The 20,668-nt window shown below is 72.7% G+C and carries 16 protein-coding genes and 2 pseudogenes; 12 read left to right on the top strand and 6 right to left on the bottom strand.

Features of this window, described 5'->3' with window-relative positions; translation table 11 throughout:
• Window positions 1–141: 141 nt before the first annotated feature.
• The gene (locus ACIBJF_RS33875; protein ID WP_399179527.1) at window positions 142–1,362 is read left to right on the top strand and encodes an RNA-guided endonuclease InsQ/TnpB family protein; all 1,221 of its coding nucleotides are present in this window, start codon (window positions 142–144) and stop codon (window positions 1,360–1,362) included.
• A 63-nt stretch (window positions 1,363–1,425) separates the two neighbouring features.
• Here the strand turns inward: ACIBJF_RS33875 and ACIBJF_RS33870 are convergent.
• Window positions 1,426–2,454 (bottom strand): annotated as a pseudogene (locus ACIBJF_RS33870) (GDSL-type esterase/lipase family protein); the annotation flags it as partial.
• 404 nt (window positions 2,455–2,858) lie between these two features.
• On the bottom strand, window positions 2,859–4,649 hold the full coding sequence (locus tag ACIBJF_RS33865; RefSeq protein WP_399179525.1) for a M4 family metallopeptidase: 1,791 nt from the start codon (window positions 4,647–4,649) through the stop codon (window positions 2,859–2,861).
• A gap of 319 nt (window positions 4,650–4,968) precedes the next feature.
• Between ACIBJF_RS33865 and ACIBJF_RS33860 the strand changes: the two genes are divergently transcribed.
• The 11 genes and pseudogenes from ACIBJF_RS33860 to ACIBJF_RS33810 all read left to right on the top strand — a co-directional run.
• Window positions 4,969–6,159 (top strand): serine hydrolase domain-containing protein, encoded by a 1,191-nt coding sequence (locus ACIBJF_RS33860; RefSeq protein WP_399179523.1) that lies wholly within the window; start codon window positions 4,969–4,971, stop codon window positions 6,157–6,159.
• 56 nt (window positions 6,160–6,215) lie between these two features.
• A complete protein-coding gene (locus ACIBJF_RS33855; RefSeq protein ID WP_399179521.1) occupies window positions 6,216–7,715 on the top strand; it encodes a CAP domain-containing protein in 1,500 nt (499 codons plus the stop codon).
• 56 nt (window positions 7,716–7,771) lie between these two features.
• Window positions 7,772–8,449, top strand: coding sequence for an AIM24 family protein (locus tag ACIBJF_RS33850; RefSeq protein WP_399179519.1), 678 nt, complete (start codon window positions 7,772–7,774; stop codon window positions 8,447–8,449).
• 156 nt (window positions 8,450–8,605) lie between these two features.
• On the top strand, window positions 8,606–9,646 hold the full coding sequence (locus ACIBJF_RS33845) for a tetratricopeptide repeat protein (protein WP_399179518.1): 1,041 nt from the start codon (window positions 8,606–8,608) through the stop codon (window positions 9,644–9,646).
• Window positions 9,643–10,662 (top strand): polyprenyl synthetase family protein, encoded by a 1,020-nt coding sequence (locus ACIBJF_RS33840; protein WP_399179516.1) that lies wholly within the window; start codon window positions 9,643–9,645, stop codon window positions 10,660–10,662. Before ACIBJF_RS33845 ends, ACIBJF_RS33840 begins: the two co-directional genes overlap by 4 nt.
• A 298-nt stretch (window positions 10,663–10,960) precedes the next feature.
• Window positions 10,961–11,923, top strand: a complete 963-nt coding sequence (locus ACIBJF_RS33835) for a threonine/serine dehydratase (RefSeq protein WP_399179514.1) — start codon at window positions 10,961–10,963, stop codon at window positions 11,921–11,923.
• 198 nt (window positions 11,924–12,121) lie between these two features.
• Window positions 12,122–13,687 carry a serine/threonine protein kinase gene (locus tag ACIBJF_RS33830; protein ID WP_399179512.1) on the top strand — a complete coding sequence of 522 codons (1,566 nt, stop codon included), beginning with the start codon at window positions 12,122–12,124 and terminating at the stop codon, window positions 13,685–13,687.
• A gap of 50 nt (window positions 13,688–13,737) precedes the next feature.
• On the top strand, window positions 13,738–14,730 hold the full coding sequence (locus ACIBJF_RS33825) for an LLM class F420-dependent oxidoreductase (RefSeq protein WP_399179510.1): 993 nt from the start codon (window positions 13,738–13,740) through the stop codon (window positions 14,728–14,730).
• A 99-nt stretch (window positions 14,731–14,829) separates the two neighbouring features.
• On the top strand, window positions 14,830–15,870 hold the full coding sequence (locus ACIBJF_RS33820; RefSeq protein WP_399179508.1) for a hypothetical protein: 1,041 nt from the start codon (window positions 14,830–14,832) through the stop codon (window positions 15,868–15,870).
• A 62-nt stretch (window positions 15,871–15,932) separates the two neighbouring features.
• On the top strand, window positions 15,933–16,358 hold the full coding sequence (locus ACIBJF_RS33815; protein WP_399179507.1) for an SsgA family sporulation/cell division regulator: 426 nt from the start codon (window positions 15,933–15,935) through the stop codon (window positions 16,356–16,358).
• 229 nt (window positions 16,359–16,587) lie between these two features.
• Window positions 16,588–16,689: pseudogene (locus ACIBJF_RS33810) on the top strand (hypothetical protein); the annotation flags it as partial.
• 71 nt (window positions 16,690–16,760) lie between these two features.
• On the opposite strand, the gene ACIBJF_RS33805 reads toward ACIBJF_RS33810, so the two are convergent.
• The 4 genes from ACIBJF_RS33805 to ACIBJF_RS33790 all read right to left on the bottom strand — a co-directional run bounded on the left by ACIBJF_RS33805 (window position 16,761) and on the right by ACIBJF_RS33790 (window position 20,570).
• Window positions 16,761–17,315, bottom strand: coding sequence for a DUF6328 family protein (locus ACIBJF_RS33805; RefSeq protein WP_399179505.1), 555 nt, complete (start codon window positions 17,313–17,315; stop codon window positions 16,761–16,763).
• A 53-nt stretch (window positions 17,316–17,368) separates the two neighbouring features.
• On the bottom strand, window positions 17,369–18,352 hold the full coding sequence (locus ACIBJF_RS33800) for an aldo/keto reductase (protein WP_399179503.1): 984 nt from the start codon (window positions 18,350–18,352) through the stop codon (window positions 17,369–17,371).
• Between the two features lie 140 nt (window positions 18,353–18,492).
• The gene (locus tag ACIBJF_RS33795) at window positions 18,493–19,083 is read right to left on the bottom strand and encodes a TetR family transcriptional regulator (protein WP_399179532.1); all 591 of its coding nucleotides are present in this window, start codon (window positions 19,081–19,083) and stop codon (window positions 18,493–18,495) included.
• Window positions 19,080–20,570, bottom strand: coding sequence for an MFS transporter (locus ACIBJF_RS33790; protein WP_399179501.1), 1,491 nt, complete (start codon window positions 20,568–20,570; stop codon window positions 19,080–19,082). The genes ACIBJF_RS33795 and ACIBJF_RS33790 overlap by 4 nt, the downstream gene beginning before the upstream one ends.
• Window positions 20,571–20,668 lie beyond the last annotated feature (98 nt).

The raw sequence follows: 20,668 nt of genomic DNA, 5'->3' as shown, positions 1-20,668 counted from the left end.
AGGAATCGGACTCCTGCGGAGCAGGGCAGGGGTAGCCGGATCGCGGTCAGGGCGATCCGGCGTCCACCCCGCACGGCGGTGATGCCGCCCACGATGATCGAGAACTCTCGACTGTCAGTGGCCTCGGGTAGGTTCGGATGCATGACGACGGAGGCGACCACGAAAGACACCGGGCATGCCCGGTACACCTTCCGTGTGCGCCTGTCGGACACGGCCAGGGGCCGGCTCGAAGCCGAGTGGGATCGCTGCCGCTGGATCTGGAACGAATGCGTCGCGAAGTCCCAGCAGGTCCACGCGCAGAGCCGGGCGACCGGCGAGAAGCTGACCTGTGGTCCGGCTCAGCTCGACAAGATGCTGACCGAGGCCCGCGGGGCGACGCCCTGGCTCGCTGAGGGCGCGAGCGTGCCGCAGCAGCAGGTGATACGCGACTTCGCCAGGTCGAGGGCGAAAGCGCTGAAGGACATCAAGGACCGGTTGCCGCAGCAGCGCCGGGCCCAGATGCCCCGCTTCAAGAAGAAGCGGGAGGCGCGGCCCAGCCTCAACTACACCAAGCGCGGCTTCCGCCTCAAGGACGGCCGCCTGCACCTCGCGGGCCGGATCGTGCTGACGGTGGTGTGGTCACGGGACCTTCCGGCCGACCCCTCGAGTGTGCGGGTGTACCAGGACAGCCTCGGCCACTGGTATGCGTCCTTCGTCGTCCCGGCTCAGGTTGAGCCGTTCTCTGAGACCGGCCGCGTCCTCGGGGTGGACTGGGGTGTGACGGAGACCGCCACCACCACCGACGACGCCTACGATCTCCCCCATGCCGAGCACGGCAGGCGGGCCGCGCAGCGGCTGGCGAGGTACCAGCGGATGATGGCCCGGCGGCGCCGTCCCAAGGGACAGCCCGCATCCGCCGGCTACCGCAAGGCGCAGGCCCAGGCGGCGAAGCTGCACAAGAAGATCGCGAGGCAGCGGGAGGACACCGCCCGCAAGTGGGCCAAGTCCGTGATGCGCGGCCACGACGGGGTCGCGGTGGAGGACTTCAGGCCGAAGTTCCTGGCGAAGACCACCATGGCCCGCAAGGCGGCCGATGCCGCCATCGCCGCGACGAAGCGTGCCCTGGTCGAGATGGGCCGCAAGCACGGGCGGGAGGTCCGTCTCGTGCACCCGGCGCACACCACGATGGACTGTGCCAAGTGCGAAGCGAGAACCAAGCACGCACTGCCTCTGTCGATGAGAACGTATGCCTGCACCGCGTGTGGAGCCGTGTCCCCCAGGGACAAGAACTCCGCCCGCGTGATGCTGGTCCGGGCAGGTTGGAACCCGGACGGTGCCGAGGGCGTAAGACCACCCGAGCCGCCGGCTCCGGTGGCGGCCTGAGCCGTAAATCCCCGCACAGCCCTGGAGGGCGACGCATCCCCTCCCTTCAGGGAGGGGAGCCTTCAATTCCCGGCGTACGGTCTCGGCGGCCGGATCCCATTCGGGCCAGCCCTCGAAAGGGCCGATCGTCGCGTCCACCACGCACTTGCCCGCAGCGTGCACCCGCTCGGCGATCTTCCGGTACCCGGCGATCAGGTCCCGCGCGGTGATGCCGGTGTGCGCCTTGAGGTCGTTCACCCCCTCGAAGAGGAAGACGGTGCGCACACCGGGCAGGGACAGCACGTGCCGGTCCAGCCGGTTCAGGGCGCTCTGCCCGGCGCCGTCGGCGAGCAATTGGTTGCCCGAGATGCCCTCGTCGGCGACGCCTCGGACGGCCGCGTGGGCCGTGCTCAGGCGCTTCGCCAGGTAGTCGGGCCAGCGGTGGTCCAGGTCCAGGGTGGAGTGCCAGCCGTCGGTGATGGAGTCGCCGAGCGCGGCCAAGGCCCCGGTGCCGCGGCCGGCCGGCCGTACCGACACGGCGTCGAGGTACCACCAGGAGCCGGTGGTCTGCGTCCAGTTGGTGCCGCTTTCCTAGGCGGTGTGGTCGCCCTGTGCGGTGTAGGAGGTCTGCATCGCCAGCCAGTGGCCGGTCGCCGGTCCTGCCGCGGCCGGGGTGTGCAGGCTGACGACCAGATCGGTGCCGGCGCGCAGCCGGCCGGGCAGCGGGTCGCTCCAGGCGGTGGCGCCTGTCGGGACGATGACCGTACGGGCGCCGCCGAAGGTGAGCCGCCGGTTGCTGCCCGGCCGCACGGCGGCCCCCTCGCCGCGCACCCCGGCGTAGGCGCTGTCCACGGTCAGCGGCCGGTCGCCGAAGGCGTTGCTCAGCCGCACGCGCGGATCGTCGCCGCCGACGCTGGTGTGCACGATCATCCGGTAGCCCTGGCCGGCACTGCCCTCGCCCATGCGGTCGGCGCTCGCCGCCCAGGTGACGACCCCGGAGGCCTGCTCGGCGGACGCGGGCAGCGCGGCCGCCCCGCCCGGCGCGGACTGGCAGACGACGGCCGTGAGCAGGACGGCGGCGACGCGGCGGACGCGTCCGAACCGGCCGGTCATCACGCGAGCTCCCGGGCCGTGCCGGACCCGCCGGGTTGCACGCGGACCGTCCGGGACGTGCCTGCGTACCCCACGGAGGTCATGGTCCCGCCACCGCCGCGGTCACGCACCTCGGTGGGTCTCCGCTCCCGTCGCCGCGGGCCGGGGACGGGCCCGCAGCGGGTCCCCGGCCGCGGTCGGCGAGGCGCCGGGCCGGCAGGTCTCGTCGCTGTCGTCCAGCCGGACCCGGCGCACCGCGCGCCGGGCCGTTCGCCCTGAGGTCGTTCAGGGACATCCCCTTCTCCCTTCGGCTCCCGGACCGGATCGGCCTCCAGCGCACGGTGGTTGCCATGGGCGGTTCGCGCGGGTCCCGGACATGCGGATGCCCCGCGCGAGGCGGGGCATCCGGTGGTGCGGCCGTTCCGTCAGTGACGGGCGGCCGGCGTGTTGGCGGCGGTGACGTTGACCGCGGCCCACGCCTTGTCCACCGTCTTGTACTCGGTGCTGTTCGCGCCGTACAGGTCCTTGGCCGCCTTCAGCGTCGCGACGCGCGCGTCGTGGAAGTCGGTCGTGGAGACCATGTAGCGGGTGAGCGCACGGTAGAAGATCGCGGTGGCCTTGGTGCGGCCGATGCCCTTGACCGTGGCGTTGTGGTAGGTCGGCGAGTCGTAGTTCACGCCGTTGATCGTCTTCTTGCCGCTGCCCTCCGCGAGGAGGTAGTAGGCGTGCGAGGAGACACCGGAACCCGCGTGCACCTCGGTGTAGTACGTGTCCGGCGACCAGTAGTCGATCGTGCCCTCGAGCTTGTCGAGCGACGGGTGGTCGAGACGCCGCAGGAACTTCTGCGCGAGGCCCAGCTTCTCGCCGATGAGGTAGTCCCCGACGTCCTTGGAGTTCTTCGTGTAGAACTCGACGTTGGAGCCGAAGATATCGGCGAGCGACTCGTTCAGCGCGCCCGGCTCACCGTACTGGTTGCCGTCGGAGTCGACGTAGGTCGGCTCCAGCTTCGCGGTCGCGTCCACCACGCCGTGGGTCAGCTCGTGGCCGGTGACGTCGAGGACGACGAGCGGCTTCTTGAACATCTGGCCGTCGCCGTCGCCGTACAGCATGCAGTTGCAGGTCGGGTCCCAGAAGGCGTTGGCGACCTTGCTGCCCCAGTGGACCATCGCCTGGGCGGCCTTGCTGTTGTTGGCTATGCCCTTGCGGCCGAAGGTGCTCTTGTAGAAGTCCAGGGTCTTGGTGACGCCGTACTGCGCGTCGGCCGCGGCGCTGGCACGGCTGCTCGTCGCGCCGTTGCCCCACACGTTGGTCGTGTTGGTGAACTTCGTGCCCGCGCTGAACTTCTCCGTGTACGAGCCCTTGGCGTCCCGCGTCTCGGTGCCGTACCGGCTCGGGTCCTTGAGCTGGTAGTGGCCGCGCGAGGTCTGCGTGGTGGTCAGGCCGACGCTGCCGACGAAGAGAGTCTTGCCGGTGCCCTTGGCGGCCGACGGGTAGCTCGCCGCGGCACCGGAGACCCCGGAGCCGAGCAGGCCGGCCTCGGGGGAGGCGGAGCCGATGCCGGTGGCCGGGTCGATCGTCTCGTGGTGCTTGCGCAGGCTGTCCAGCAGCTTCGGCGACAGGAACTCGTCGCTGTCCGGCGTGTTGCTGCGCACCTTGCCGGTGACGGCGTCGATGACGACGGTGTTGGTGCCGTTCCGGTCGGTCACGGTGACCTGGTAGGCGAGAGCGGAGGAGCCGCCGCGCGCGTCGACGACGAGCCGGGCGGTGCCCGGGTCGCCCTTGGCGGCCTGGGCGGCCTTGGCGGCGGCCTGGTCGGCGGTCAGCTCGGCCTTGGTGGTGGCCGGCTCGACGGCGTGGCCGGCGGCGCGGGTCACGCCGGCGTAGGCCAGCTTGTGGTCGAGGTGGACGATGAGGTCGCCGCCGAGCACGGGCATGCCGTCGTGCGTGCGGACGAACCGGACGTGCCGGGCGCCCTCGGGGTCGAGCATCACGTCCTGCGCGTGCAGTTCGTCGCCCTGGGAGACGCCGGTCGCCGAGGCGTGGGCGAAGGCCGCGGTGCGCGCCGCCTCCACCACCGCGGTGGCGTTCGTGGTGGCGGACGCCGAGGACCGCTCCACCCCCGTGGAGGGACCCGCGAAAGCCGTACCGGCCAGACCCGTGGCAGCGGTCGTCACGGCGATGGCGACGGCAACGCTGCGTATGTGAGGTCTACGCAAGGATCAGGGTTCCTTCGTTCTGAGGCAGCGGGGATCACCAACCGCCTTGACGCATGACGCGGTTCCGCGTCACGGGGGCTGGTCGGGCCCCAGGGCGTAACCCTTACGGATCAGTCATGTCCACGTAAAGGCGGAATGATCGATTTCGCGAACTTCTATGGCAATCCTTTACGAATGGGCGCCACAGAGTGATCACGGGCTGACCAACTGTGTGTCGGCTGTGGAGACGTGGACTCCGTCCCCTAGGTTCCGAGGCCGGAATGTGACCGATGTCGCATCACATGCCGTATCGACTCGGAACACGGAAAGCGGGTGGCGGATGGTCTCGGCAACGGTGGGGCGGGGCGCGGTCCTCGGGGCGGTCGCGCTGTCGCTCCTCGCGGTCCCGGCGCGGGCCACGACGACAGAGCCCGACGCCCGGGCGGCGGCGGTGCCACGGGCGGCGCTGCCGGCACCCGACACCGCGGGACTCGCCGCGGCGCTGCGGTCCGCGGTGGACCGGGGCGCGCCGGGCGCCCTGGCCCGCATCGACGACCAGGGCCGGACGTACGAGGCGACATGGGGAGTCGCCGACCTGAGCACCGGGCGGGCCATCAGCGCCGACGACCGGTTCCGGGTCGGCAGCGTGACCAAGACCTTCTCGGCCGTCGTCCTGCTCCAGCTCGCCGACGAGCGGCGGCTGGCGCTCGACGCGCCGGTCAACCGCTATCTGCCCAAGCTGCTGCCGGACGACCGCATCACGGTCCGCCAGGTGCTGAGTCATCGCAGTGGCCTGTACGACTACACCGACGACCTGTTCGCCGACAGCGTGTCCGGCTTCGAGGCGGTGCGGAACAAGGTCTTCACCTACCGTCAGCTGGTCGCCCTCTCCCTGAAGAAGCCCCGCACCAACGAGCCCGGCGCCGCGTACTCCTACTCCAACACCAATTTCGTGGTGGCCGGCATGCTCATCGAGAAGCTCACCGGGCACTCGGTGCGGACCGAGTACGAGGACCGCATCTTCAGGCCGCTGCAGCTGCGAGACACGTTCTACGTGCATCCCGAGACGGGGATCCCGGGCCGGTACGCCCGCGGCTACCTCACCCCTGGCAAGGCGGGCGAACCGCTGGTCGACGCCACCGAGCAGACGGTGTCGTGGGCGCAGAGCGCGGGGGCGATCATCTCCAGCGCCCGGGATCTCGACACGTTCTACAGCGCGCTGCTCGGGGGCAAGCTGCTGTCCTCGGCGCGGCTGGAGGAGATGGAACGCTTCACGCGGGTCGACACCACGACGTCGTACGGGCTGGGGCTGCGGCGGCGTGATCTTTCGTGCGGGGTCTCGGTGTACGGGCACACGGGGGTGGTGCAGGGGTACTCCACGTATGCCTTCGCGTCGAAGGACGGGTCGCGGAGTCTCACGGCCATGGCCGACACCTCCAACGACAGGAAGGCGGCGGATGCCTTGAGCGGGGCCTTGGACGCGGCGTTCTGCGGGAAGGCGGGAAAGGCGAGAAGGACGGCCAAGGGGTAGCGGCGTGTTCCCCGACGACCGGAACCTTCCTGGAACTGCGGGGCGTTGTCCCCTGTGTGACGAGCGAATTGGTGCCGGGCGCCAACGCACCGCTGCCGGGCGGCGTGGTGGTGCTCCGGGTGGCCGGAGCCTTCGACGTTTCCGCGCTCGTCACCGGGGCGGACGGCAAGGTCGGATCCGACGCCGACTTCGTGTTCTACAACCAGCCCCGGGCAGCGGGCGTACGACTGCGCGGTGACACCCTGGCCGTCGAACCGGCCCGGCTGCGCGGAGGTGCCTGCCGGGTCACCGTCGTGGTGAGCGCGGCCGAGCCCGGGACGCCGCTCGGGCGGCTGCCCGCTCCCCGGCTCGAGGTCACGGACGGCTCCGGGCGTACGGTGGCCCGGTTCGCCCCGCCCACGCCCGGCCCGGAGACGGTGCTGCTGCTCGCCGAGCTGTATCTCAGGCCGGGCACCGGCTGGAGGCTGCGGGCGATCGGGCAGGGGTACGCGGACGGGCTGGCCGGGCTCGCCCGGGACTTCGGAGTGCGGGTCACGGACGACGGCGGGCACACGCCGCCCCGCGCTCCCCATGCCCGCACCGCCACGGCCCCGCCCCGCTCGACGCCTCCCGGTCACACATCCCCGCCCACCGCAGCCGCCCCTCCCGTCCGACCGACCACCACCAACCCGCCTTCGCCGCCATCCCCTCCATCCGCCTGGCCGGCCACGACCCGCCCACAACCTTCATCCGCCCGGCCCGCCACGCCCGGCCCACGCCCGCCGGTCGGCCCACCCGCCGAGGCACCCGGTGCCGACGACTTCCTCCACCTGGTCAACTCGGCCCGTGCGCAGGCCGGTTCTCCCCTGGTCGCCCTCGATCCACGGCTCGTCTCCGCCGCGCGGTCCCATGTCCGGGCCATGGCGGAGGCCGGGCGGCTCGGCGGTGAGGGCCGGGACGGAGTCTCGGTGCACCAGCGGATCAGCACCGCCGGATACACGTACGTCACGGTGGGCGAACACCTCGTCTCCGGGCCGCGCAGCCTGGCGGAGTTCGTGGAGTGCTGCCTGGAATCGGCGCGTTCCCGCCGCACCCTGCTCGACCCGGCCCTCCGGCACACCGCCCTGGCCCACGCCGACGTCGGCCACCGGTACTGGACCGCGCTGTGGGCCGCTCCGCTCACCCCGGACGCGCTGTCGCGCACGGCCGCCGAGGTCCTCGCGCTCACCAACGCCGAGCGCGGCCGGGCGGGCCTGCCCCCGCTGGCGGAGGACCCGCTGCTCACGGCTGCCGCGCAGGCGCACTGCGCGGACATGGTGGCCCGCGACTTCTACGACCACGTCTCGCCCGACGGCTCCCGGCCCTGGGACCGGGCCGCCGCGGCGGGATCCCGGATGCGCACGATCGGCGAGAACATCGCCTGCGGCCAGCGCTCTGCCGCCGAGGTCGTGAACGGCTGGATGAACAGTCCCGGGCACCGCGCCAACATCCTCAAGCGGGAGTTCGGCCGCCTGGGCGTCGGCTTCGCGGGCGGCGGCCGGGCGGGCACGTGCTGGACCCAGCTGTTCGGTGGTTGAGCGGGCGCTTTGCGTGATCTTGGCGGAACGACATCCTCCGGGACACCATGCCCCGTATGAAGGGTGATCTCTTTTCCAGTACGCACGTGGTGCAGCCGGCCGTGGAGCCGGGGATGTCCGTCGAGAACGCCAAGTGCGTCAAGTACGCGGTGAACGGCGAGATGTACGCCCGCCAGGGCGCGATGATCGCCTACCGCGGGAACCTGAAGTTCGAGCGCAAGGGGCAGGGCGTCGGAGGCATGCTGAAGCGTGCGGTCACCGGTGAGGGACTGCCCCTCATGGCCGTGCGCGGGCAGGGCGAGGCCTGGTTCGCGCACGAGGCGCAGAACTGTTTCATCGTCGAGGTCGAGCCCGGCGACCAGTTCACCGTCAACGGCCGCAACGTGCTGTGTTTCGACGCCTCGCTGTCGTACGACATCAAGACGGTGAAGGGGTCGGGCATCGCGGGCGGCGGCCTGTTCAACAGCGTGTTCAGCGGGCAGGGCCGGCTCGGGCTGGTCTGCGAGGGCAACCCGCTGGTCATCCCGGTCTCCGCGCAGTCCCAGGTGTACGTCGACACGGACGCGGTGGTCGGCTGGACCGCTCATCTGCAGACCTCGCTGCACCGCTCCCAGTCCATCGGCTCGATGCTACGCGGCGGTTCCGGCGAAGCCGTGCAACTGATGCTCCAGGGCGAGGGCTTCGTCGTGGTGCGCCCGAGCGAGCTGACCCCGCACAAGGCCCAGCAGCACTGAACCTTCACAGGGTGATCCGTGTCGCACGGGCAACCCCCGTCGCCGTACCCGCGTCTTGATCGGCAACAGACCGCCACGCCCCGGTCCCCTCGGCCGGGGCGTCTTTTCGAGACGCTATACACGCTATGTATACACGTCGTGTATAGAAAGGCACGCATGTACGGCAAGGCTTTCGCCCCTGAGTACCAGGGCGCCCTGACCACCCTGTCCGTGAACTCCTCGCTGGCCGATGTGCTGGCGGAGGGCACCGAGAAGCTGCGCGAGGCCGAACGGTCCGGGCGCCCCGCCGAGGCGGCCCGCTGCGGGATCGCCGTCGCCGAGGCGCACCGGCGGCTCGGCCACACGGCAGCCGCGGACCGGGCCTGGAAGGCGAGTTACCGCGCCGCCCGCGCGGCTGGCGACACGGCCGCGATGGCGTGGGCGCTGTGGAGCGGCGGCACCCTCGCCCGGCAGCGCGGGGCCTTCCCGCTGGCCTGGCGGCTGCTGGGGCTCGCAGCCGAACTCGGCGAACGCGGCGGCGACATCGTCGTCCGCGGCTACTCGCTGGCCGGCCTGGCGGAGACCGGCCGGATCCAGGGCGACTACGCGGCGGTCGGCCGGCTGCACGAGCAGCTGCTGGCCGAGGCGCGCCGGCGCGGCGAGGCCCGGCACACGGTGTGGGCGCTGGAGGGCATCGCGCAGATGCACCGCAACACCGGCGATCACGACCGGGCGTTCGCGCTGTTCGAGGAGGCGGCGGAGATAGCCGAGCGGGCGGAGGACCGGCGCGGGCACGCCTGGGCGCTGCGCGGACTCGCCGACATCCTCTCGGTGCGCGACAAGGACACCGAGGGGGCACTGGAGCTGCTGTCCCGGGCGGAGGCCTCCTGCCGGGCGATGAACCTCTCCAGCGCACTCGCCTACAACCACAAGATGCGCGGCAACGTCCTGTACCGGGCCGGGCGTTACGCCGAGGCGCGCGATCTGTACGAGCTGGCGCTCGGGGAGTTCCGCGCGATGAGCGAGCCGCGGGGCGAGGCGCTGGCCCGGCTGGGCCTGGCCAAGTCGCTGGCGCGGCTCGGCCGCGACCGGTCCGAGACGGCGGCCGAACTCGCCGATCTGGCCCGATTGTTGGAGCGAAGCGGGCTGAGGCACGCCCGGGAGATGGTGGCCCGGGCCCAGGAGGAGTTCGGCCTCGATGCGGAGGTGGTCCGGTGACCACCGTACAAGCTCCGTCCTCCGTTGCCGATCTCCTCCGCCGCTGTGGGCAGTTGGCGCAGCCTGCGCTGCGAGAGGCGGTCGGGCGGCTGCATCCGTGGGTGGCCGAGATGGCCGGGTACGCCTTCGGCTGGTGCGAGGTCGGCGGGGCACCGGCCGCCGCGCCGGGCGGCAAGGGCGTTCGGCAGGCGCTGGCGGTGCTCGGCGCCGAGGCGGCGGGCGCCGACGGGCGGGCCGGCGTCCCGGCCGCGGTCGCCGTGGAGCTGGTGCACGCCTTCTCGCTGCTGCACGACGACGTCATGGACGGCGACGCGACCCGGCGATGCCGCCCCGCCGTGTGGAAGGCGTACGGCACGGGCCCGGCGGTGCTCGCCGGGGACGCCCTGTTCGCGCTGGCGGTGGAGACCCTCGCGGCCGCGCCGCAGGGCGCCGGCGCCGTACGGCTGCTGTCGGCGGCCCTCGTCGACCTGGTGCGCGGGCAGGCCGACGACCTGCTGTTCGCCACCCGCCCCTGGACCGGCCCGGAGCGCGTCACACCCGAGGAGTACCGGTCGATGGCGGAGGGCAAGACCGGCGCGCTGATGGGCTGTGCCGCCGCGCTGGGCGCCGTGCTCGGCGGGGCGGACGCGGCCACGGCCGGCGCGCTGGACCGGGCCGGACGGCATCTCGGCATCGCGTTCCAGCTGGTCGACGACGTGCTGGGCATCTGGGGCGACCCGGCCGTCACCGGCAAGCCCGTGGACGGCGATCTGCGACAGCGCAAGAAGACCTATCCGGTGCTGGCCGCACTCGGTTCCCCGGCGGCGCGTGGGTTGCCCGAGCTGCTCGACAAACCGGGACGGGCCGCCCAGGCCGCCGCGCTGATCGAAGCGGCGGGCGGACGCACGGCGGCGCTGACCGAGGCCCGCGCGCACACGGCCGCCGCCCGCACGCTGCTCTCGCGGGCACCCCTGGCCACCGAAGCCGCCGGGCAGCTCACCCGACTCCTCGATCACCTGATGGACCGCAAGCTATGACCCCACACGACCGCCCGCGACCCGCGAGCCGCTCCAGTCGCCGCGACAGACCACGCAGGCCGCCACCCTGATCAAGACGGCAGGCGGCCGCACGACGGCGCCGACCGAGGCCCGCGCACACACGGCCGCCGCCCGGGCGCTGATCGCGGAGGCAGCCTGTGAGCTGTTCCGGTTGCTGGACGTCCTGGTGGGCCGCGAGTCGTCGGCGGGCTGCGAAAGCGTGTTGACCTCGACAGTCTGCACGGGTCAGGGTGCGAACGGCGCGGCCCAACCCCCCGCGCCGGAAGGGTGAAGCACCTTGATCGGCATCACGGAGATCGAAGCCGCGGCGGAGCGGATCGCCGGACATGTCGTGCGGACGCCGACCGTGCCGAGTCCGGGCCTGACTGAGCTGCTCGGCGTCCCGGTCACCGCCAAGCTCGAACTGCTTCAGCGCACCGGCTCGTTCAAGGCTCGAGGGGCGACGGCGAAGCTGCTGTCGCTGAGCGCGGCCGAGCGGGCGGCGGGCGTGGTCGCGGTCAGCGGCGGCAACCACGGGATCGCCCTCGCGGTGATGGCCGCGGCCCTCGATGTGAAGGCCACCGTGGTCATGCCCCGCACCGCGCCCGAGCGTTCCGTCGCACTCGTCGAGCGGGCGGGGGCGCAGCTGCGGCTGACCGACGGCATGGACAGCGCCTTCGCGCTGGTGACGCGGCTCCGGGACGAGGGGCTGACCCTGGTCCACCCGTTCGACGACCCGGTGGTGATCGCCGGACAGGGCACGGTCGGTCTGGAGCTGGCCGAGGACGCGCCGGGCGACCTGACGGACGTGGTGGTCAGCATCGGCGGCGGTGGGCTGATCGCCGGGGTCGCCGCGGCCCTCGCCGCCCGGCGTCCCGGGGTCCGCGTCTGGGGTGTGGAGACCGAGGGCGCCGAGGCCATGTCCGGCGCGCTGAAGGCGGGCGGACCGGTGCCGGTGCCCCTGTCGTCCCTGGTCACCACGCTCAGCGCGCCCTGCGTGTCCCAGCTGACGTACGACCATGTGTCGGCGCTGGTCGAGGAGGTGCTGGTGGTGCCGGACCGGGACGCGGTGCGGGGCTCGATGGACCTCGCCGAACACGCCAAGGTGTGGGCCGAGCCGGCCGCGGGCTGTCTGCTGCCGGCGGCCCGCCAGGTCGTGGCCCGGGTCGGCGACGGCGCCCGGATCGGACTCGTGGTGTGCGGCGGCAATACGACACCACGGGAACTGACCGGCTGGGCCGAGCGGTTCGGGCTGCTGTGACACGCGGCCGCACCCGGGAATTTACCCTCGGTTACCCGCAGGTCGAAGGCCCTCCGGGTGCGGCCATCGCAAACTCGCAAGCCCTTTCGAAGAATTGAATGAAAGGCAGGAACGGCACCGGACTCGCGGATTCTTTGAACGGACCCCCGCACGCCCCGCGTACCTCTGTGAGACACGCAACAGGGGTTCCAGCGAGGGATGACCATGACCAAGGCGCACGTCTCCGCACACGAGTTGGTCGCCGGACGGTACCGGCTCCTGGAGGTCTTCGCCCGCGAGACGAACCGCCTGTGGTGGTACGCCGAGGACGTGGCGGCGGAGCAGCCCCGACTGGTGGCCCAGACCGCCCTGCCGGAGCCCTCCGCCGACGACACCGCGCGCCGGATCACGGCCCGCGTCGTGCGGACCTCCGAGACCATGCGGCTGCTGTGCCCCGGCCAGGTCGCCACGGTCGTCGACGCCGTGCTGGAGGCCGGCACCCTGTGGACGGTCACCGAGTGGATCGAGGGCACGCCTCTCGGCGAACTCCTCGATCGCGAGGGCGCGTTCAACGTCGCGCGGACTGCCCGGATCGGCGTGGAAGTGCTCGACGTGCTGCAGGCCGCGCACGACGGGGGCATCACCCACGGCGAGCTGAGCCCCGGCCAGGTCTTCGTACGGGACAGCGGCCCGGTCGTCGTCACCGGGTTCGGGCTGGCCGGCGCGACCCTGGTGCCGCGGCTCACGGCCCCGTCGTACGCCTCGCCCGAGCAGGCCCGCGACGAGCGCATCGGACCGGCCGCCGACCTGTGGGCGCTGGGCGCGCTGCTGTACACGATGGCGGAGGGCCGGCCGCCGTTCCGCGACCGCGGCCGGCCCGACGCCACCCTGAAGGCCGTGGACCGGCTGCCGCTGCGCACCCCGCTGCGCACGGGCCCGCTCACCCAGGCCGTGCAGGGGCTGCTGCGCAAGAACTCGCGGGAGCGGCTGACCCGGTCGGTGGTCAGGGAGGCCCTGATCCGGACCCTCGACGAGGACGCCGACGCCGACCGGGAGCCGGCCCCCGTGCCCCGGCTGCGCGCCGCGTACGCAGGCGTCCGCCGCGCCGGGCGGGAGCGGGGCAGAGGGATCCTCGCGGCCGGTACCGCGCTGGCCGTGGTCACCGTGGCCGCCGCCGTCCTGGCCGCGACCCACCAACTGCCGGGCACCGGCACCGCGCAGGCACCAGTCCGCCCCACCACCTCGGCCACCCCGGCCGGCCGTCACACCGGAGACACCGCGACCTCCTCCCCGACCCCGGCACCGAGCACCTCGCCCGCCCTGCCGGCCGGCTACCACCGCTACACCGCCCCGGAGGGCTTCTCCGTCGCCCTGCCGGACGGCTGGAAGCGGCTGACCACCACCCGCGTCACCGGCGCCTACCGCGTCACCTTCGGCCGGGACGGCACCTCCCCCACCCTCGCCGTCACGCACGGCGAGCGGGTCGGCCCGGATCCCGTGGCCGTCTGGCGGGACGACGTCGAGCCCGGGCTGCGGCGGCTGGCGGGCTACCACCGCGTCGGCGACGTCCGGGCCACCACGTACCAGGGGTACCGGGCCGCCGACCTGGAGTGGCTGGCCGGCACGGGGGACGCGCGGGTGCACACCTTCGGACGCGGCTTCCTGACCGGCGGCGGCGACGCCTTCTCCCTGCGCTTCACGGCCCCGGCCGCGACCTGGGACGACGCCGCGAGCCGGCTGGCGCTGAGGACGTTCCTGCAGACGTTCCGGGTGCCGGAGCACTGACCGGCGCCGGTGGTTCGTTTTCCGGCCGCCACCCCGGGGACTCGCCACGTATGGTGCAAATCGGATACACGATGATGACCGAGCAGGCAGGGCCCCGGGACCTCGTGGACCACGTCGTCCGGGCCGAGGAGACCGGGTTCGACTTCTCGGTGATCTCCGACCACTACTTTCCGTGGCTGCGCTCGCAGGGCCACTCCCCGTACGCGTGGAGCGTGCTGGGCGCCGCCGCCCAGGCCACCTCGCGGATTCCGCTGATGACCTATGTGACCTGCCCCATCCTGCGCTACCACCCGGCGATCGTGGCGCAGCAGGCGGCCACCGTGCAGTTGCTGTCCCAGGGCAGGTTCCGGCTCGGGCTGGGCGCCGGCGAGAACCTCAACGAGCATGTGGTGGGCGGCGGCTGGCCTCCGGTGGACGTGCGCCACGAGATGCTGGAGGAGGCCGTGGGGATCATCCGCGCGCTGTTCGAGGGCGGCCATGTCACCCACCACGGACCGCACTACGACGTGGACTCGGCCCGGCTGTGGGATCTGCCGGACCAGCCCCCGCCGATCGGCATCGCCGTCTCCGGCGACCAGTCCTGCGAGCTCGCCGGGCACCTCGCCGACCTGCTGATCGCGACCGAACCGGAGCCGGGTCTGGTGGAGGCCTTCGACCGGCACGGCGGCAGCGGCAAACCCCGGGTAGGCCAGCTGCCGGTGTGCTACGACCGCGACCGGGACACGGCGGTCAAGCGCGCCCACTCCCAGTTCCGCTGGTTCGGGCTCGGCTGGAAGGTGAACGCCGAACTCCCGCACCCCGACTCCTTCGAGTCCGCGACCCGATTCGTGGACGAGGACGACGTCGCCGCCTCGATCCCGTGCGGCGACGACCCCGATGCCTTCGTCGAAGCCGTACGGCCGTACGCCGAGGCCGGGTTCGGGGAGATCGCGCTCGTGCAGATCGGCGGCGACGCGCAGGCGGAGTACCTGGGCTGGTCGGCGAAGACCCTGCTGCCCGCGCTGCGGGAGGCTTTCGGCAAAGGCGCGGAGACGGCGCCCTGACGGGTCGGCCCAAACATGGCCAATGCGTCCATATAGGCTTTCCTGCCTGCGCCCGCTCCCGGGTGCGGTTCCTTGAGCATTGTTGCAGGAGAGTCATCCGTGACCCTGGTCATCGACCCGTCCGAGACGTCCGCCCCGGCCCCGCAGCCGCTGTCCGATCTGGTGGCACGCGACGCCCGTGAGTTCGGCGGCTACGCGCGCACCGGGAGCTGGGCCTTCGCGCTGATGGTGGCCCGCAGTGTGCGGCCGGGCGGACAGCCTGCCGGTGAGACGCCGAAGGTGTCCGCGAAGGAGTTCGCTCGACTCGCCGGCTGCTCCCCGGAGCGGGTCATGCGCTACTACAAGGCCTGGGACCGGGCCGCCGACGACGGGCTCGTCCCGCACTTCGAGGCCCTGCAGCCGGGCCGGCAGGTCGAACTGCCGGACGCGGACGTGTGGCTGAGCTACTACGTCTCGCGCACCAGCGCGACCTCCGAGCGCGGCACCGCGATCGCCGAGGCCGCCGAGGCGGAGGGCATCCGCCCCACCAAGGCGCTGGAGGTCGCCGAGAACCCGACCGCCCTGCGTGCCGCGATCCTGGCCGATCCCTCCACCGCCCGCGCGGCCCGGGCCGCCCTGCTGGACCGGCTGCGGGAGGACCCCGAGCTGCAGGCGGAGCTGGCGCGTGACGTCGTACGGACCGACGACCTGAAGAAGGCCGTCGCGACCGAGAGCCGGGCCGCCGACCGGATCGGGTACGTCCGGCAGATCGCCGAGTCCGGGCAGATCAGGACCCCGGCCGGGCAGACCGTCGAGGCCCCGGCCGAGCTGCGCGAGGAGGCCGAGCGCCGTCTGTCGCTGATCGACGAGCTGGAGGACGGCGAGGACACCGGCGAGTGGGCGACCGAGGCCTACGACACGATGAAGTCGCTCGTCGCCGAGGCGGTCGAGGCCGACCCCTCCTTGCGCGTCCAGGAGCGGCGGACGAAGTTCTACAACAGCCTGCAGAAGGCGACCAGGGCGTTCGAGGAGCTGACCTTCGACGACGCCCAGGACTTCTACGAGGACGACATGGTGCGGCGGCTGGAGGAACTCCAGCAGGCCATCGGCGGCTGCCTGGCCGCGCTGCGCGGATCCGGCGGGAATCCCTCGCACGAGTGAGCATCACGGCCCTCACGGGGGTACTAGAGGGCCCTGAGCCGTTCGTCGCCGGAGGCCCTCTCGTGACCGCGTTCGTGCACAACACCCTGGTGGTACAGCTTCGTTCGGAAGGCACCGGCCGGTGTCCCGTGCTGGCCCATCTCAGTTACGACGCCGACGACCCGTTCGCCGTCACCGCCGTCTTCGGCCACGACGGCCGGGTGCTGGCCTGCTGGCGGCTGGACCGGGAGATGCTGTCCGAGGGTCTTACGCGGCCGGTCGGCGTCGGGGACGTGCGGCTGCGGCCGGCCGCGACCGGTGCGTGGCACGAGCTGCGCATGGAGTTCCTCGGGGACGTCCGCCCGGACGGCGGCCGGCAGCAGGCGGTGGTGTTCGCCTGGGCGCCCGCGGTCGCCGCGTTCCTGCGGGAGACCCACCGGATCGTGCCGCCGGGGCAGGAATGCGTCCCGGTGGACGCGCTGCTGGCCGAGATCCTCGCCGCGGGCTGAGCATCCCGTGCCGTGCCGGGTGCCGCCCGCCGTGTTCGCTTGGGCGGCGGCCGCCGGCCTCGCCCTGTCGGCGTGGGACGCGCACGACCGCACGACCTGGTGTCTGGGGACCGTGGGGCACGGGTGGGCCTGCCCCGTGGCGATGCTGCCGCGACGGCGCTCCCCGCCGACGGGCTGCTGGACGGGCTGCTGGACGGGCCGCTGACCGCGCACGCGCTGGTTCGGGCACGTGACGCAGGGCTTCGTCCCGGCGGTGCCGGTGCGCGAGCTGCTCAGCCGCGTCTCGCCGCCGCGCGGCAGCCGCCGACCCGCCGCTCACCTGCGCGCCTGCCTGGCGTTCAGCCCCTGCTTCGAACTGCTGGAGTGGCCGGCCGCGGAGACCGGCGGCCACGGTGCTGTCGCTCAGCCGTGTCCACGACCGTCGGTTCCGCGTGCTGCAGGAGCCTGCCCCGGCCCGGGGTGGTCGGCAGGCGCCGCGCTCGTGTGCCGGTGCCGGGCCCACAGCGGCAGGCCGTACCAGCAGACCAGGTACCAGACGACGACGGCCGCCACCAGATACGGCACATAGCCGCCCCGCGTGGCCACCCGCAGGATCAGCAGCAGGGCGCACGCCATCGTCGCCAGGAGCAGGATCAGGCCCACGAACGTCATCCGGGCCGCGATCCGCACCGTCTGGGGCTTGATCCGGCGGCCCGACACCAGCCGGTGCAGGGACACCGGGCCGATGAGGGCGCCGGTCGCGCAGGCGCCCAGGACGACGGTCACGATGTAGATGACCTGGTCGGCGTGGGGCAGCGTGGCGTACTTCGGCTGGAAGACGACGGTCAGCAGGAAGCCGAACAGGATCTGCACGCCCGTCTGGGCGACGCGGACCTCCTGGATGAGCTCGCCCCACATCCGGTCGGCCCGCTCCTCCTCGCTCTCGTCCCGGCCCCTGCGCGGTCCTTCCTCCTTCATGCGCTTGCGTGTAACCGCCCTGCCGTACGTTCAAACGGCGGGTGACACGGTGCTTACCAGCGGTGCTCGACCTGGTCCTTGATCCGCCGCTCGTACAGCTCGCGGATCGCGGTGAACGTCTCCCCGGGCAGCGGCGGCAGCTTGGCGGCGGCCGCGTTCGCGCGGGCCTGGTCGGGGTTGCGGGCGCCCGGGATCACCGTGGTCACGCCGTCCTGCTCGGCGATCCAGCGCAGCGCCAGCTGGGCCGGGGTGTAGCCCTCGGGGGCGAGTGCGGCGAACTCGGCGGCGGCCTCGACACCGGTCTCGTAGTCGACTCCGGAGAAGGTCTCGCCCTGGTCGAAGGCCTCACCGTGCCGGTTGTAGGTGCGGTGGTCGTTGGCCGCGAACACCGTGTCCTTGGTGTACTTGCCGGACAGCAGGCCGGAGGCGAGGGGCACGCGCGCGATGATGCCGACGCCGGCCTCGCGGGCGGCGGGGAGCACCTCGTACAGGGGCTTCATGCGGAACGGGTTGAGGATGATCTGCACGCTCGCCACGTGCGGCCGGGCGATCGCGGTCAGCGCCTCGGCGCAGGTCTCCACGCTCACCCCGTACGCCGCGACGCGCTCCTCCTCGACCAGGGTGTCCAGGGCGTCGAACACCGCGTCGGAGGAGTAGACGGGCGTCGGCGGGCAGTGCAGCTGGACCAGGTCGATGCGGTCGACGCCGAGGTTGCGGCGGGAGCGGTCGTTCCAGGCACGGAAGTTGTCCAGGACGTAGTTCTCGGGGACCTGCTCGACCCGGCGGCCCATCTTGGTCGCCACCAGGACGTGCAGGTCGGGCCGGCCGCGCAGGAATGAGGCGATGGTCTCCTCGCTGCGTCCGTCCCCGTACACGTCGGCCGTGTCGAAGAAGGTGACCCCCGCCTCGGCCGCGGCCTCGAGGACGGACAGGGCCTCCTTGTCGTCCACGTCGCCCCAGTCGGCGCCCAGCTGCCATGTGCCGAGACCGATCACCGATGCCCACTGACCCGACCTGCCGATTACGCGTTCGTCCATGGCGCCAGTGTGTCATCCGGCACCGCGGCGCGCGGAACGCGCCGCTCCAGTGGGCGTGCTGCGTGTTTCACCACGTGATCGACAGCTCGGTGGGCATGATGGGCAGCTTTCGCGCACCGGGACGGACGAGGCTCGCCGAGTCAGCTTCCCGGGGTCAACTGGGCCTGTACGAGTGGTCCGTAGCGGTCGGCGATGGAGTCGACGTCGCTCTCGCGCAGGTGCGGGCCGCGTGCGATGCCGTACATCACGCCGAGGCCCACGAGTGCGGCGACGGCGAGTTCGGCGCGCAGGCCCGGGTCGGGGCCGGTGAGCCGGGCGGCGAGGCGTTCGGTCACCTGGGCGCGGAAGTTGGCGCGCAGGATGTCGCCGTGGTCGCCGTGCAGCGGGGCGAAGGCGATGCGCAGCAGCGGGTCGGCGCCGCGCTCGCGCTGGCTGGCGAGGACGTGCCGGGCCATGTGCCGGCCGAGATCGGCGAGCGGCGCGTCCAGCAGGGCGTCCGCGTCGGTGTCGAAGGACATCACGCGGGCGAACAGGGCGTCCTTGTTGCCGAAGTACTTCACGATCAACGGCGGGCTCACACCGGCGCGTTCGGCGACCGCCCTGAGCGTGATGTCGGCGTGCGCGTGCCGGGCGAGGAGGTGGCGGGCAGCTGTGAGGATGGCCGCCTTGGTGGCCTCGGCGTCGCGGCGGGCGGACAGGCTCGGTGCGGGTGGCGTGCTCACGCGTCCTATGCTCCCTGCATGGCCTGGTCGCGGGCGCCGCGGTTGGTGTCCTCGGCACGCCGGGTGCCGTCCGGGGTGCCGTCGCCCGGGATGGTCAGGGCGGCGGCGCAGGCGGCGAGGGCGACGGCGCCCGCCATCGCGAAGGCGAGCAGATAGCCGTGCAGGGTGGGGATCGGGACCCCGCCGACCGGGCCGCTGTGGTGCACGAGGACGGCGGCGACGGCAGCGCTGGAGGTGGCCTGGCCGATGGTGCGCATGAGGACGTTGACGCCGTTGGCGGAGGCGGTCTGCCCGGCCGGGACGGCCCGCAGGATGAGCGTCGGCAGCGCCGAGTAGGCCAGCGTGGTCCCGGTCGCCACGACCGTGGCCCCGATGACGATCATCCACAGATCGCGGCTGTCGGCGATGCGGACCGCGTACCCGCAGGCGATGACGGCGGCGCCCAGGGCGAGGGTGATCCGCGGGCCGCGGGCGGCCGAGATACGGGCCGACAGCGGTGAGAACAGCAGCATGGTCACGCCGCCGGGCAGCAGGCACAGACCGGTGGCGACGATCGACAGGCCCAGGCCGTAGCCGCTGGCCTTCGGCGCCTGCACCAGCTGGGCGGTGACCAGCGAGTTGGCGTAGAAGGCGAATCCGGTCAGCAGGGCGGCCACATGCGACAGGCCGACCCGCGGCCGGCTGACCAATCGCAGGTCGACCAGCGGCCGTTCGGCGCGCAGTTGCTGCCACCACCACAGGGCGAGGACGAGGGCGGCCCCGAGGAACAGCCCGAGGACGCGGGCGCTCCCCCAGCCCCAGGAGCCGCCCTGCGAGACACCGAGCAGCAGGCACACCAGCCCGGCAGCCAGGCCCAGCGCGCCGAGCACGTCGAACCTTCCGGGCTCGCGCACCGGCGACTCCTTGACCGCCCACCAGGTCGCCGCGACACCCATCGCGCCCAGGGCGCCGGTCAGCCAGAACATGGTGTGCCAGTCGGCGTACTGGACGACCAGCGCGGCGAGCGGCAGGCCGAGCGCGGCCCCGATGCCGACGGTGGAGCTCATCAGCGCCACCGCCGAGCCCCGCCGCTCCGGCGGGAGTTCGTCGCGCAGGATGCTGATGGACAGCGGTACCACGGAGGCGGCGGCGCCCTGGAGCGCGCGGGCGGCGATGAGCACGCCGATGTCGGAGGACAGCGCGCACAGCACCGACCCGATGGTCATCAGGGCGAGCGCCCCGGTGAGCACCCGCCGCTTGCCGTACATGTCGCCGGCCCGGCCGAGCACCGGGGTGAGGACGGCGCCGGAGAGCAGGGTCGCGGTGACCGTCCAGGAGACGGTGGCGGCGGACGCGCCGGTGAGCCGGGGCAGGTCCGGCAGCAGGGGGACGACGACGGTCTGCATGACCGCCATGAGGATGCCGCCCGACGCCAGCACCGGGATGGTGAGCCGGTCCCGCAGCGGGGGCGCCGCGGCCGGGCCGGGCGGCTGGGATATCGGGGCGGGCTGGTCCATCCGGGGCTCCTGTGGACGACGCGACCGGCCGGTGAAATGGCCGGTGAATGGCCATTCACCCTATCGAGTGAATGGCCATTCACCAACACGGCCGGTGC

The sequence above is a fragment of the Streptomyces sp. NPDC050743 genome (genome assembly GCF_044456925.1).
Classification (GTDB): Bacteria; Actinomycetota; Actinomycetes; order Streptomycetales; family Streptomycetaceae; genus Streptomyces.
The sequence above is the reverse complement of the archived record's forward strand: the minus strand, read 5'-3'. Positions and strand labels throughout refer to the sequence as shown.